Raw genomic sequence first — 13,659 nt, forward strand, 5'->3', positions numbered from 1 at the left:
GCCACGAGCCTTCCCCGCAGATCCGGTGGGCGTCCGATCCTGGATGGGTTCGTCGGCGTCGACTGCCGTCGTGACGCTCCGAAGTCGTGCTCGGCGACGAGAAGCCAACACCCGCCTTTTTGGTCGGCCCGTCCTTGCGCTGTCGGGCATGAGGGATCCTGCGAAAGTGCTGGGCTTTCCCGATTTTGCGGGGGGGGTGAGACCAGAGTCTCGCTTTCGTTCTCGCAGGGGCGGTTGGCATTTCGGCGTTCGGCTTTGGGCTCAAGGCGTGGATGCCGCAGCCGTTGCTGCTTCCTCGCTTCGAGATGCCAACAATCCAAAACCCGGTGGCCGTCTCGTCGGCGGCACCGCGTTGTTCGACATCAGCTGGCGCGGACTTCTGCCCCGGCAGGGCCCTCAGCGGTCTGGTCCTTGGCCTGCCCCCGTCATCTTGTTCGTCCCCGCCGTGCTTTTCGGCATGCTGCTCCACCGTTTCACGGTCGGGCGCGGGCCGGTGTCGCGCAAAGCCTGACCGTCGCGTGGGCGATGACGCCGGCGCGGCGCAACCGTCGGCGAGGCATCCGGATCATGGGCCGCCCCGTCGGATCGGATTTTGGCGTGTTGGCTTTGGTGCGCTGACAGCCAGTGCCGAGCGAAAGCCCACGCTGTAATCGGGCCGCAGCATCGAGCTGGACGAATTCGACGCTCGCACGCGAGCCGGGGACCTGACCGTCAGACCCTTCTCAGAAGGGGTTAAAGCACAAGCTCGGGAGAGGCTTGACCCGGCCTTGGTCCCGTGCCTTTTGGCCCTCCTGGCACCCAGACTCCGTAGCTCAGCTGGATAGAGCAGCCGCCTTCTAAGCGGCAGGTCGTAGGTTCGAGCCCTACCGGGGTCGCCAGATCAGCCCTTCACCGATGTTCATCGGGGCGTCCTGCCTCGGCGCCCCCCTGGGAATTGTCGGAGGCGCCTTTCCACTCACTTGAGAACACTCGACCGCGTGCCGTCGCGGGCGAAGCGCTGACGTGCCCACGTTGTGCGGCTCTGCCTTTTCATTACTGCAGACATCGCTTCGCAGCCCACGACCGCCCACCATGCCGGCGCCTCCAACCTGCCTGGCCCACAAGCCCGCGAGGACCAGCCGGGTTGGAGGCTCGCCGGTTTCACAGCGTACGCGAGCGGCCATCCCCGGCGTCGGATGCGGAGGCCGCATCACCCGACGGCGCAAGCAGCCTGTCGTAGAGCGCGATCAGATCCTCACCTTGATCCGCGGCCGTTCGGGGCGGATGCGCGGGTTGCGGTGGGCTTGAACGGAACCGCTCGGGATCGGCATCGATCCGCTGGAACACCGCGCGCAGCCCGTCCGGCGATGCGACATCGACCCGGAAGCCGTTGATGCCTTCCTCGATATCCTCGCCGATCGCGCCGAGATTGCTTGCCACGACCCACAGCCCCGCGGCCCGCGCCTCCCGCGTGACCAGCCCGAAACTCTCGGGCCAGAGTGAAGGAGCGAGCAGCATATCCATTTCGGCATAGAGTTCGCCGATCTGCTCCTGCGGCACCTTGCCAACGATCCGGACGGAAGTGGCGCCCCAGGTCTCCTCGCTGACATAGTCGGTCGCCAGGGCATGATCGACGAGGGTTAGGCTGAGGTTCTCGAACCGGCCCGCTCGTAGAATCGCCTCGATCAGGGTCGCGCCTTTATGCGCGGTGCGGCCACCGATATGGCCGAGGCGCACGCGCCCGGTCGGGTTCTCGCGCCGTGGGCTCGGCGTCAAAGGCGGAACGCCGTTCGGGATCGCGATCGTCTGGGGGAAGCCTGCCTTGCGATAGATGTCGGCAAAGGATTCCGACACCGCGGCGATGGCCGCCGCCGAGTCGAGCACCCGCGCCAGTCCGCGGCGGCGCGCGATGGAGCCGGTCGGGGTGACGGAGCGGCTCGTCGCGTCGGCGAGGAGGTCGGGCGACGGCATCTGTGCCACCCCGTCTTCGTCAATGAGGAACTGGAAGTCGGAAATCCACCACGCGTCGTGGACAGTGACGACGTAAGGAATTCCTCTGGCGCGCACCGCCTCAACCACGCTGGCGGTCAATTGCTGCACGCAGTGGACATGGACGAGATCGGGCTCGAAGCGGTCGAGCAAGGCCTCGAATTCCGAGCGGACGCTCGGGTTGAACGGGCGCCAGTCCATATTCCGTTCGCGCGGCGTCGCGATGCGGAAGACGGGGATGCCGCGATAGGCGTCGATGCGGGTCCGATAGGGAGGCTCGGCTTCCACATCGGACGCCGCCACCGCGAGTTCGAACCGGCCTGCGGCATGATCGAGGATGTGGTCGATGTTGTCGCGCACGACTCGGGTGGCGCCCCCGACGGTCTGAGGCGGGAAGTAGACGTTGATCACCAGGATGCGCGGCCGACCCGTGCGCCGCGTCCGCATGACGGATCCCGCGGCGGTGGCCGAAGGACGCGCATCCACGGCAGCGAGTTCGGCCCCAGCCTCGGTGGAGGTCGCGCGGGCATCCGACGTCGTATCGGCCGTCCGCCTGAGCCTCTGGGGCGGAGCAGCGAGGATTCCTCCGAGAACCTCGGCGGCGGCATCCAGCCCGTAGGACGCCAACGCCTTATCCCGCGCCCGATCCCCGATCCTTCGACGCAACGCGGGATCGTCGATCAGGGTGGCGAGCGCCTTCGTCCAGTCCTGAACCGTTTCGGCCAGAAGGACATCCTCCCGATCCTCCAGGATCTCCCGGTAGGTACGCGTCGCGCTGACGATCGAGGGGATGCCGCACATCGCCGCCTCGAGCCACTTGATCTCGCTCTTGGCGTCCGCAAAGGGGCCGGGCGCGAGAACCGCGAGATTGATATCCGCCCCCGAGAGCGCCTCCCAATAGGCTGAAACGTCGTCGGTGAAGCCGAGCTGGCGCACACGATGAGCGAACCGCCGGAAGCCCGGGCCGAGGCGCAGATAGCCGGCAATCACGAGCCGGACATGCGGATGCCGCTCCATGATGGCGAGAAGCGCGGGCGCGGCGAAGTCGTTGAAATCCTTGTTATGTGCCCGCGTGCCCGATCCGTAGAAGACCGTCAGCGCAGCAGCCGAAACGGGTGCGTGGGGGCGCCTCAGGAAAGGAAGATTTCGCGTGTCGAGGCCGTTGCGCAAGACATGACAGACTCCTGAACGGACAAGCGGGCGCATCCGCTCGGCTATCGCCGGCGTGGAGGCGAGGCCGATGTCGCAGGCCTGCATCGCGTAGCGGAACAGCGGGACGCCGTATTGCAGATCGACGTATTGCTTGGGCGTGATCTGCCCCTCGAAGCTCTCCAGGGGATCCGGGAACAAAGCCGCATCGAACACGATGTCGTCGATCTCATAAATCGTCGGCAGGCCAAGGGCGCGCGCGTAGAGGATCGCGTGCAGGACACCGGGAAAGGCTGCCACGCGGTAGAAGATGACCGCCGATGCCCTGTCGATCGCCGGGCGGCAATCGGCTGCTTCGTCTTGCCGGAAGACCTCGACCGTCCAGCCGCCATGCTCGAGCTGCTGGATCTTCTGCACGACGCGGTAATGATCGCATTGCGGAAGGTCGCGGTTGGCGACGATGACGATATGCCCGTTCGCCGGAACGGCAAGCGGTGCCGGCAGCGGATCGACCGCCGCGATCAGGCTTCCGATCTGGTCAAGGCAGGCCGTGAGGCGATCGTCCGCTTCCTTCCGCCGGCCGGCGGCGTAGTGGGTCCGCGCCTCCTCACTTGCGCGAGCGAAGGATGCCACGATGGCGCGGTGTGCGGCCGCGCGCCAATGCGTGTTGGCATGCCAATCCGCGGCCGAGCGCCGGACGCGGTCGAGCGCCTCCGGCACATTGTCCGGCCGCGCGAGCAGGCCATCGATGGCGTGGATGTGGCTCCACACGACCGCTCCCGGCACGTCCGCCGCATTCACGAAGGCGCGCGCCGCATCGTTGGTGCGGTTAAGCCTGACAAGCGCGTCGCCGCTTCGATGATGGAGGCGGCCGGAGACGAGCCCCCCCTGAGCGCCCGGTCGAAAGCCTCCTTGGCCGCGAGGGCGTTGCCACGGAGGAGATGGTACTCGCCGATCCTCTCGAGCAATTGGGCCGAGCAGGCCTGCCGCACGGGCTCCAGTTCCCAGAGCTGAAAGCCCGTATCGATGAAGTGCCGCAGGGCATTCAGCCGCCCGGGCGGCGGCGGAGCGACACCCTCGGTCAACAGAGAGCGGTAAGCCGTCTCGTCGAAGCTCTCGGGATAGCGTTCCTCCCCGAGGAGCCGGACCAGCGCCGCAGCCTCGCTCGCAGGCTCGCCCTTCTGGATGCCCTTGCCGAGCCAATGACGGTACAGATCTGCATCGCTGGCACCGGCCGAAGAATCCGGGTTGTTCGAGCGGTAGAAATGGGGATCGAAGCGCAGGCGCAGCGAAATCGGGGCGAGCCGCTCGACCCCTTCCGTCAGGAAAGCGACTAGCCCTTCCATGCGGGAGGCAGGCGGATGCGTCAGCCACCCCTCATTCAGCAATGCGAATTCGTGGAGCACGAAGAGGTCGAGCCACGCTCCCGGCAAGACCCGCGCGGCGACCAGAAGATGGACGAAGCTTTCGGCGGGGCGGCGCCCGTTCAGCGCCGCGCCGGAAGCGAGCATGCGCTCGTATTCCTGCTCGAAGGCTGACAGATCGGCCCCGTGAGCACGCCCCTCGAATCGTCCGAAGCGCAGATAATGCTCGCTGAGCTGCCACGGTTCGGTCAGGCCAGCCAGATCGTCGTAGAGCGCACGGTAATGCTCGGGGATGAAATCGCTCGGCAGCGCCCCCCCTTCAGCTTCAAGAGCGGCGACCAGAGCAGCCGCATTAGGGAAGCGGCCTTCGGCCCGACCATGATCGAGGTAGTGCCGCTTGAGAACCTTGCTCTCGTCCCCGAGGATCGCGAGGTCGGGATAGTACCGGCGGTAGAAGTCGGGATCGAAGCCGCCGCCCCTCCCCGCCTCGGATATCCGTCGGCCGAACTGCCGGGGAATTGCCCTGGCTCCGACCTGCTTCGAGAGCATTTGCAAGCTACGCTTGAACAATGTCAGAAACCTCGCGCACGGCTCAGTCGGAACGTCTCAGGGTGATCGTGGACGGATCCTCCGTCTCGGGCACGGCCTCTGCATCTGCGGGCCGGCATCGGTTCGATCGCGCTCGACGGAATGGCAATTCGGCTGCGCCGCCGCTCTCCGGCGGGGCGTAGGCGCAGAGTCAGGGACAAAAACCCGACGATCAGGTCGATTGTGGGGTCATTCGGGAATCCAGGCACAGAGGCAGGTCCGCCTACCGGGGAGAGGTTCAGCGCTTCGCCCACACCGCTCTGGATGACGTCCGTGTCGGATTGCCGGGCCCCGCATGCTGCCTCCCGCACTGCACCAAACGCAGCAGTAACCGGAGGGTCGAGCATGAGCAATCCTCATCCCATCACAGGCCTGCCACCCGGTACCGACCGATACGGCAGGGGCCGGCACACCCTTTCCCCACGGATGAGGCGAGCTGTCGAAACTCGCAAGACCTTCACGCTCCTTGGAGCGGCATGTATCGCTCTCCGCCGGACAGGGTGAAACGAGGTTGGGCGTCCAAGCCTGTGGCCTCCTCCATCAGATGATTGCAACGGCGCTGGCGCGGCAGGTAACGTCAAAGCCTGCGATCGACTGAAAGGCGAGGCATCCGCGACATGCATTCCGGTTCTCTGTCGCTGGACGCGTTCCTGAACCGTCGGTCCACGGACCGGCGTCTCGCCCGCCTCACCCACGACGTTCCCTTGCCCGAAGCACGGGGCATCGAGTTCGGACCGGCGAACAACCCGACGGCGCTGCCCCAGGGCATCCGTGTCGCGTATGTCGATCATGCCACTGACGCCGAGGTCGGGCCGCCGGATGCCGTGTCGATCGACTATGCCTGGGCGGGCTCGGGCTCGCTGGCGGCAGCGATCGGGCAAGAGGGGCTCGATTTCGCCATCGCTGCGCAGGTGGCGCAGTACGTGCCGAACCTGCTCGGATGGCTGCGCGGCATTCACGCCGTTCTGAGGCCGGGCGGGGTATTCAACCTTTCGCTGCCCGATCGACGCTTCATGTTCGACGTCGGCCGCGCCAACAGCACCATCGCCGAACTGGTCGAGGCGTCTCTGCTGGACTACACCCGGCCGAGCCTTCGCCAAATCTTCGCCCACACCTACGAGGCACTGGCCATCGAACCAGGCGAGATCTGGGCGGGTGAGGACCCGGCGCGGGCGCCGCGGCTGTGCGGCGACGCCGCGCTGGCTTTGGCCTACAAGCAGGCCGGCGAGACCTTCACGTCAGGCCGCTATCAGTCGTGTCATTGCTGGGTGTTCACGCCCCTCTCCTTCCTCGACGCCGTCGAAGCGGCAGCGCGGCTCGGTCTGTTCCCCTTTGTGCTGAATCAGATCGCCGCGGCGGAACCAGGCGGGTTTGAATTCTACGTCTCGATGCGGCGCGACGCCGAGTCCGATCCGCAGGCGCTGCGCAGCATGCAGGAGGGCGCCATCGCCCATCTGCGCGAAGTCCTGAAACGGCAGCATCGCACGGCAAGGCTGCTCGCAACCAGCTGAGCCCTCTTATCGCCGACCGGTATCGAGCCTTGGGCAGGCATTTTGAGCGCAATCACGAAACCCCGTCGCGTGACAGCCGCGGCGATTGATTGGGTTCACAGGTCGGCAGCAATGCCCGCCCTGAGGCCGCTCGTCGGGCCAACGATGAGCCGGAACGGCCGCGTCTGGATCTACAACCGGCCTGTCACGCGGGGCAGATCTTTCAGGACAGAAACGCGCCCGCCGCGATGCGGCTGCCGGAGCCAAAAGAAAGCCGAGTGTCCCGGCCTGAATCGATCCAAGACGAAATACTCGGCGCTTAATCTAGGCTCCCGCGCCGCCGATGAACTCGGCGTTAGCGCTTGGGAAAGCTCTTACTTCCGGAGCGCGGCAAGGCGGGCGGCGGCGGCGTGCAGGGCCGGATCGTCGCGCGCGCCGCTCAGTGCGTAGGCGGTGCCGCCGGTCCGCCAATAGGCCGTCGTCCCGTCGCTCGAGCGTGCAACCGGCTCCGTCCCTTCGGACAGGGGCGCGCCGCTGCTGTGCTTGGCGAACAGCGCGAGTTCGCCGATCTCGGCCGACTGGATCGAGACCTCGATCCCGGTGCCGCTCCGGCTCGGGAAGATCTGCACGTCCCGGACGATCCACCCCTTCGGCAGAGGCGGCAGATCAACACCGGTCGCAGCTTCGAGGTCGGCCGGATCGTAGGCCGAGGCCATGGGCTGACTGGTCGTGCGGGCGCGGATCTGCACGGCCTCGCGGGCCTGCTTCGCTTCCTCGGCTAGGGACGGATCGATCGGCGAGGCGATGGAGCCGGGAACGCCGAAGCTGCCGCTCTCGGTGTGGGCGAGCCAGCCCGCTCCGACCAGGACCACGACCGCCGCCGCCCGGCGCAGGCGGGAGCGAACCCGCTGCCACGCGAAGGCGCGGTCGATCCGGCGAGCACTGGAGCGCAGCCGCTCCGGCGGCAGGCTCGGCACCGGCAGGAAGGCTTCACGCAGGGCGTCGCGGTCGCGCAGGTCGGCCATGACCTGCAGCGCGTCCTGAGGATTGCGCGCGAGATGCGCCTCGACTTCGACGCGACGCATCGGCTCGAGTTCACCATCGACATACGCGATGAGTTCGGTTTCCGTAACCGGATCGACCATCAGCCCACTCCGACTGCCCTGCTTGCCCACCGTCGAACCTCTTAGTTTTCCGGTGTCTTCGTTGTTAACGGCTCAACAGGGTCATCAATTCCCACCGACGACGCGCAGATGTGCACGGCCACGGTCGGGGCCATCGTCGGAGGATCCGGCGGTGGCCTTGCCCTTGCGGCCGCCTTCCTCGAAGGCGCGTAGGGCCGCACGGCCGCGGCCGAGCCGCGACATCAGGGTTCCGATCGGGATACCGAGCACGGCCGCCGCGTCGGCATAAGCCATGCCTTCGAGCGTCACGAGGTGGAGCGCGGCGCGCTGCTCCTCGGGCAGTCCTTCGAACGCCTTGCGGATCTGCATGAGCCGCACCTGCCCCTCTTGTGCCGGCGGTGCCACGTCGTCCGAGAGCTGCACCAGCACATCGGCGTGGCGTGCCTCGACGCGTTTGCGGCGCTGCTCATCGATGAAGACGTTGTGCAGCACCGTCATCATCCAGGTGCGCAGGTTGGTGTCCGGCCTCAGGTTCGCGCGCGATTCGAGGGCGCGAACCATGGTATCGTGCACGAGGTCATCCGCTTTCAGCGAATCCCGCGTGAGCGACCGGGCGTAGCGCCGCAAGGGCACCAGCAGGTCGACGATTTCGGAGCGTTTCGAGCGCATTCTGTCGGCCACCATAATCCGTTGACGGCTGGCCCACGCCTTTAATCCGGCGCCCCGTTCTTTTTTCGAAAAATTCGTGTGCTCCGAAGACCGGGCGTTCTTCACGGCACGCGGCCTTGCGGCGAGAGGGCCGCGCGGGTTCCAGAGCATCGTCCTGGATATCGGATCCAGGACGATGCTCTGGGATTTTGTCTTGCATCATCTTTTTCCGAAGGCCGGAGACCACCTTTCGGGATGATGCTCTAGCGCCCTGAAACGCGAACAGCCCGGGCCGGATGCGAGATCCGGCCCGGGCTGTTTGGCGTTACCCCAGCAGATGGCTCGAACGAGCCGGCGCTCAGTTTTCCTCGTCGCCCGGCTCGTACACTTCGGGCCGGGTCGAGGCGGCGCTGGCGACCGGCGTCGGCGCCTCGATGGTGGAGGGCACGTTCACGCCGTCGCGCTTGTAGATGTCGTCGCGGAACTGCACCGTGCCGTCCGGGGTCGCCCAGGCGGTGATGTAGGTCCAGTAGACCGGCACGGGCTGGGTCAGCGTCGCATCGATGCGCTGGCCGCTCTCCACCGCCTGCTCGACCCGGGTGCGGTCCCAGCCGGGCGTGTCCTTCAGCAGCCACGTGATGTACTCGCGCACGTTCTGCACGCGCACGCAGCCCGAGGAGATGAAACGGAAGTCGTCGCCGAACACGCCGCGGGAATTGGTGTCGTGCATGAACACGCCATGCGCGTTCGGAATGTTGATGCGCACCACGCCCATGGAGTTGAAGTCGGCGCCGGAATCCTGGCGGTAGGTGTAGCGGGTGCCCTCGTCCGAGTTCCAGTTCACGGAGCGCGGCGAGATCTCCTGTCCCCCCGAGAGGATGCGGATCTTGTTGTCCGTGAGGTAGTTCGGATCCTTCTGCATCTTCGGGATCAGGTCCTTCCTCACGATCGAGGCCGGGACCGTCCAGGTTGGGTTGAAATTGATCTGCGTCGCCTTGGTGTTCATGATCGGCGACTGGCGGTCGATCTTGCCGACGCCCGCGGCGTGCAGCGTCACGACCTGGCCGTTCTCCACCGTCTGCACCAGGGCGGCGGGGATGTTGGTGATGACGAAGCGCCGGCCAAGATCGCCCGAATAGGAGCGCAGGCGGATCACGTTGGTCTCGAGCTGGCGCAGGCGCACCTCGGCGGGCACGTTCATCGCCGCCTGGGTCGCCGGGCTCATCTGGCCGGTCTGTGACAGGCCATGCCGGGCCTGGAAGCGCTTCACGCCGGCCGCGACGTAGGAATCGTAGACACCCGCACCGCCGGCCGTGGCGTCGAGGTCGCCGGTGACGATCAGGCGCTGGCGCACCGCCGCCACCGCCGGTCCGCGGGAGCCGACGCGCAGACCGGCCGCGCCGCTCACGTTCTGCCAGCCGCCGCGAGAGACGATGGCGCGGTACTTCTCGGCCATCGACTCAGTCGCCGCGATGGTGTCGGGCGAGAGGATCGGCGTCGAGGACCGATGCACCTGCATGGTCGTGGGCGAGGAATAGTCCTGCGCCCACTCGGCCTGGGCGAACCCGCCCTCGCGGGCAAGCGCCGGGCCGGCGAGCACCGTCGCCGCCACGAGGGCGGCAGCGAGGGGGCGGAGGTGGAGGTGGCGCGCGCTCTGCAGCATCGATCCGGGCTCTGGAGAAAGGTGCGGTTAGTGGATCCGGCCGGGAGTCATGGCTCAAACGCGAAGCGTCGAAGAACCAAGTCTCGGCCAAGTCATCGTGCCGCGGTTGTCGCGGTCTCGTGGTTAAGAAGCCATGCCGTTCCGGGCTACATTATGGCGTCCGCGTGTGAGGGCGCACGCAGTGCGTTCAGCGATGCGCTCGGGGAGGCCTCGCCGGGGCGCGGCGGCATGGCGCCGGCTCGGCCCCTACCGGAGTGGCACGAAGCGGCGTAAGGCTCGTGTCCATGCCGAGCCCACGCCGCGACCGGACCGGAGGAGCGCCGCGCGTCCTGCGCGGGCTGACCGCCGTGGCCGCCCTCTACGCGCTGGTGCTCCAGGCCCTGCTCGGCGGCATTGCCGCCCTTCCCGTCGCGGGCGCCCCCGCCTTCCTCTGTCAGCCGATCGCGCAACAGGTCGCAGACGGAGCCGTCTCCGCCGGGGCGGCGAAGGACGGGCTTCCGGCCCCGGACTCACACCATGCCGGCTGCTGCACCGCCGCGCATCACGCGCCCGCCGCCACGCTCACCCCTCCCCTCTCCGCCGAGGCCGCGTGGCCCGAGCGGGACGCCGCCCGCGCCGGCTGGTCCGGGGTCCAGCGCCGGGCCGCCCGTCCGCCGCCCTTCACCCTCGCCCACGCCCGAGCCCCGCCGGCTGCCTGACCCGCCCGATCCAAGTGATCCCTCGCCAAGCGATCCTTCGATGTCAGACAACCGGAACCGTCCCATGCCCCGCTTCTGCCTCAGCGCCCCTGTTCGCGCCGCCCTGCCGCTCGTCCTGATCGGCCCGAACGCCGTCTGCCCAAACGCCGTCTTCGGCTTCGTCTCGCCCGCCTCGGCCCATGCCGTGCTGGAGCGCAAGGAGGCTGCGCCCAACGCCGCCTATCGCGGCGTCGTCCAGATCATGCATGGCTGCGATGGCCGGCCGACCACCCGCATCAGCGTCACCATCCCCGAGGGGGTGACCGGGGCCAAACCGATGCCGAAGCCCGGCTGGACGATCGAAACCGTCAAGTCGGCCTATGCCCGGTCCTACCCGTCCTTCCACGGACAGGTCTCGGAGGGCGTCACGAAAATTACCTGGAGTGGCGGCAGCCTGCCGGACGAGCAGATCGACGAGTTCACCTTCTTCGCCCGGATTTCCGACGCCTTCGCGCCGGGCGCGACGATCTACTTCCCCGTCGAGCAGGACTGCACCGAGGGCAGCTACCGCTGGAGCGATGTTCCGGCCGAGAACGGGAATGCGCAGGCCCTGAAGGCGCCGGCCCCGGCGGTGCGGATCATGGCCGCGAAAGGAACGGCGACCCAGGGAACGGCGGCCCAAGCCACGGCGGCGCAAGCTCCGGCTACCCCCGCCGCGAAAGCCGGAGCGATCGCGATCGAGACGCCCTGGCTGCGGGCGACGCCGGGCGGCGCGAAGGTCGCCGGCGGCTACGTGACTTTGCGCAACACCGGCACCGAGCCCGACCGGCTGACGGGCGCCGCCATCCCCCAGGCGGGCCGGGCCGAGATTCACTCGATGACGACGGAGGGCGGCGTGATGAAGATGGCCCCCGTCGAGGGCGGCCTCGCCCTCGCGCCGGGGGCCGGCGTCGCGCTCAAGCCCGGCGGCTACCACCTGATGTTCCTCGACCTGAAGGACGGGCTGAAGGCGGGCGAGACCGTCGCGGGCACGCTGACCTTCGAGCGGGCCGGAACGGTGCCGGTGACCTTCACCGTGGCACCGATCGGCGCGCAAGGACCCGACAGGCAAGGACCCGGCGGGCAAGGCCCCGGCGCCGCGCCCGAGGCCGACGGCCACAAGCATCATCACTGAACGGCGACATCACCGCGCGGGCAGGAGCCTCACGGGAGCATCGCCGCCGCATGCGGCGTTCGAGGCTCGAGGTCCGCGCGCCCTCCCCTTTCCCGCTCCGAACGGAGACACGATCATGCGCCTTCACGCTGTCCCGGCCGCCCTCCTCGCGCTCGGCCTTGCCGCGACGAGCCCCGCCCACGCCCATGACTACAAGGCCGGCCCGCTCAAGATCGGCCATCCCTGGTCACGGGCGACGCCCGGCGGCGCGCGGGTCGCGGCCGGCTACCTCACGGTTACGAATACCGGCACCGAACCCGACCGGCTCACCGGCGGCGCGATCGAGGCGGCCGGGCGCGGGGAGCTGCACACGATGTCGATGGAGGGCGGCGTGATGAAGATGGCGCCGCTCGCCGACGGCCTGGCGATCCCGCCCGGCCAGACGGTGACGCTCGCCCCCAGCGGCCATCACCTGATGTTCCTCGACCTGACAACGCCGCTGAAGAAGGGCGAGCGGGTGAAGGGGACGCTGCGCTTCGAGCGGGCCGGGACCGTTCCGGTCGAGTTCGCCGTGGAGAGCCTCGCCGCCAAGGCCCCCGAGACGCGGTCCGAGAAGGGGCCCGAGGCGCACGACCACGGGGGACACGACCATGGCCACTGAACCCGGGCCCGAGCCCCGGACGGCTTCCCCCGCCTCGCAGCGGGGGAGCACGCTGATCCTCGTCGCCTTCGCGCTCGCCCTCGTCGGCATCGTGGCGGCGACGGTCGCCTTCCTGCCGCGGGGGGACAGGCCCTCCGCCCTGTCGGTGGTCGGTGGCCCGTTCCGGCTCGAATCCTCGAAGGGCGGCACCGTCGATTCGCAGGCGCTGAAGGGCAAACCCTTCCTCGTCTTTTTCGGCTTCACCCAGTGCCCGAACGTCTGCCCGACGACGCTGGCCGACCTCGGCACCCTGCTCGATGAATTCGGCAGCCAGGGCGGCGAGATCCAGGCCTACTACATCACCCTCGACCCCGAGCGGGACACGCAGGCGGTGATGCGCGAATACATGGCCTCGTTCACCGACCGGATCACAGGATTGAGCGGCACGCCGCAGCAGATCGAGCGGGTGGCGCGCGATTACCGCGCCTATGTGAAGCGGGTGCCGCTGCCGGGGGGCGACTACACCCTGGAGCACACGCTGATGGTCTACATGATGGACCGCGACGGCGGCTTTGCCGGACCGCTCGACCTGAATGCGGGTCACGCCCTCGCCCTCAAGCAATTGCGCAAGCTGGTCTCCGACGGCCGCAACACCTGACCGTTTCGGCCCGCGCGGGCCGGTCTTCCGTTCCGCGGCCAGCCGCAGCAGAAAACAGGGTTCTGCCGAACCCGCCTCCGTTGACGTCCCGGCAAGCTTGGCCATAGCTGGCGGCATGCGAGGGCGCTTGCCGGGATGGTCCGTGTGCCGCGCGGTCATCGCCGTGGCCGCGCTCTACGCGCTCGCCCTGCAGGTCGTCCTCGGCGGAGCCTCGCTGGCCGGAAGCCTCGGCCCGCAGAACGGCCTCGTCCACATCCTCTGCGCCCCCGATACCGCGGAGGCCGACGGCCCCCTGAAGTCGCATCCGGGGCACGGGCACCTGCCCTGCTGCCAAGCCGCGCACGCGCTGCCGAGCCTCGACGTTCCGGAGCCCGCCCACGCCATCGTCGCGTGGCCGCGGGAGCAGGCCGCCCCGGTCGCATGGCGGCCCGAGATCGTCGCTCTCCCCCGTGCGCCGCCCGGCACACGCCCGAGCGCACGCGCCCCACCCGTCGCCTGATCGATCGCCTCTCCCGATCCTTCAGACAACGGACGTTT

9 protein-coding genes, 1 tRNA gene and 1 pseudogene are annotated in these 13,659 nt (G+C 68.2%); 7 read left to right on the forward strand and 4 right to left on the reverse strand.

Translation table 11 applies throughout. The annotated features are described in order from the left end of the window. Positions 1 to 801 precede the first annotated feature (801 nt). Positions 802 to 878 (forward strand) — tRNA-Arg (locus MSPGM_RS06685). Between the two features lie 262 nt (positions 879 to 1,140). Here MSPGM_RS06685 and MSPGM_RS06690 read toward each other — a convergent pair. Continuing rightward, positions 1,141 to 5,030 (reverse strand): annotated as a pseudogene (locus MSPGM_RS06690) (glycosyltransferase). Between the two features lie 656 nt (positions 5,031 to 5,686). Here MSPGM_RS06690 and MSPGM_RS06695 point away from each other — a divergent pair. Further along, positions 5,687 to 6,580: a hypothetical protein gene (locus tag MSPGM_RS06695; RefSeq protein WP_003602075.1), complete on the forward strand. Its 894-nt coding sequence runs from the start codon at positions 5,687 to 5,689 to the stop codon at positions 6,578 to 6,580. A 353-nt stretch (positions 6,581 to 6,933) separates the two neighbouring features. Here MSPGM_RS06695 and MSPGM_RS06700 read toward each other — a convergent pair whose 3' ends face one another. From MSPGM_RS06700 to MSPGM_RS06710, 3 genes are all read right to left on the reverse strand, one after another. After that, positions 6,934 to 7,704, reverse strand: a complete 771-nt coding sequence (locus tag MSPGM_RS06700) for an anti-sigma factor family protein (protein WP_012752433.1) — start codon at positions 7,702 to 7,704, stop codon at positions 6,934 to 6,936. Between the two features lie 84 nt (positions 7,705 to 7,788). Beyond that, entirely contained in the window at positions 7,789 to 8,352 is a 564-nt protein-coding gene (locus MSPGM_RS06705) for a sigma-70 family RNA polymerase sigma factor (RefSeq protein WP_012752434.1), read from the reverse strand. Between the two features lie 337 nt (positions 8,353 to 8,689). Then, positions 8,690 to 9,994, reverse strand: coding sequence for a murein L,D-transpeptidase (locus tag MSPGM_RS06710; RefSeq protein ID WP_003602071.1), 1,305 nt, complete (start codon positions 9,992 to 9,994; stop codon positions 8,690 to 8,692). A 284-nt stretch (positions 9,995 to 10,278) separates the two neighbouring features. On the opposite strand from MSPGM_RS06710, the gene MSPGM_RS06715 reads away from it, so the two are divergent. The 5 genes from MSPGM_RS06715 (at position 10,279) to MSPGM_RS06735 (ending at position 13,621) form a co-directional block, all read left to right on the forward strand. Next, the gene (locus tag MSPGM_RS06715) at positions 10,279 to 10,692 is read left to right on the forward strand and encodes a hypothetical protein (RefSeq protein ID WP_012752435.1); all 414 of its coding nucleotides are present in this window, start codon (positions 10,279 to 10,281) and stop codon (positions 10,690 to 10,692) included. Positions 10,693 to 10,756: 64 nt separating this feature from the next. Beyond that, positions 10,757 to 11,845, forward strand: a complete 1,089-nt coding sequence (locus MSPGM_RS06720; protein WP_003607114.1) for a DUF1775 domain-containing protein — start codon at positions 10,757 to 10,759, stop codon at positions 11,843 to 11,845. A 115-nt stretch (positions 11,846 to 11,960) separates the two neighbouring features. Further along, positions 11,961 to 12,485 (forward strand): copper chaperone PCu(A)C, encoded by a 525-nt coding sequence (locus MSPGM_RS06725; RefSeq protein WP_003607112.1) that lies wholly within the window; start codon positions 11,961 to 11,963, stop codon positions 12,483 to 12,485. After that, positions 12,475 to 13,122 (forward strand): SCO family protein, encoded by a 648-nt coding sequence (locus MSPGM_RS06730; RefSeq protein ID WP_003607111.1) that lies wholly within the window; start codon positions 12,475 to 12,477, stop codon positions 13,120 to 13,122. The genes MSPGM_RS06725 and MSPGM_RS06730 overlap by 11 nt, the downstream gene beginning before the upstream one ends. A gap of 142 nt (positions 13,123 to 13,264) precedes the next feature. Further along, the gene (locus MSPGM_RS06735; protein ID WP_012752436.1) at positions 13,265 to 13,621 is read left to right on the forward strand and encodes a hypothetical protein; all 357 of its coding nucleotides are present in this window, start codon (positions 13,265 to 13,267) and stop codon (positions 13,619 to 13,621) included. The last annotated feature ends 38 nt before the right edge of the window (positions 13,622 to 13,659 follow it).

It is taken from the genome of Methylorubrum sp. GM97 (genome assembly GCF_024347855.1).
In the GTDB taxonomy this organism is placed as follows: Bacteria; Pseudomonadota; Alphaproteobacteria; order Rhizobiales; family Beijerinckiaceae; genus Methylobacterium; species Methylobacterium extorquens.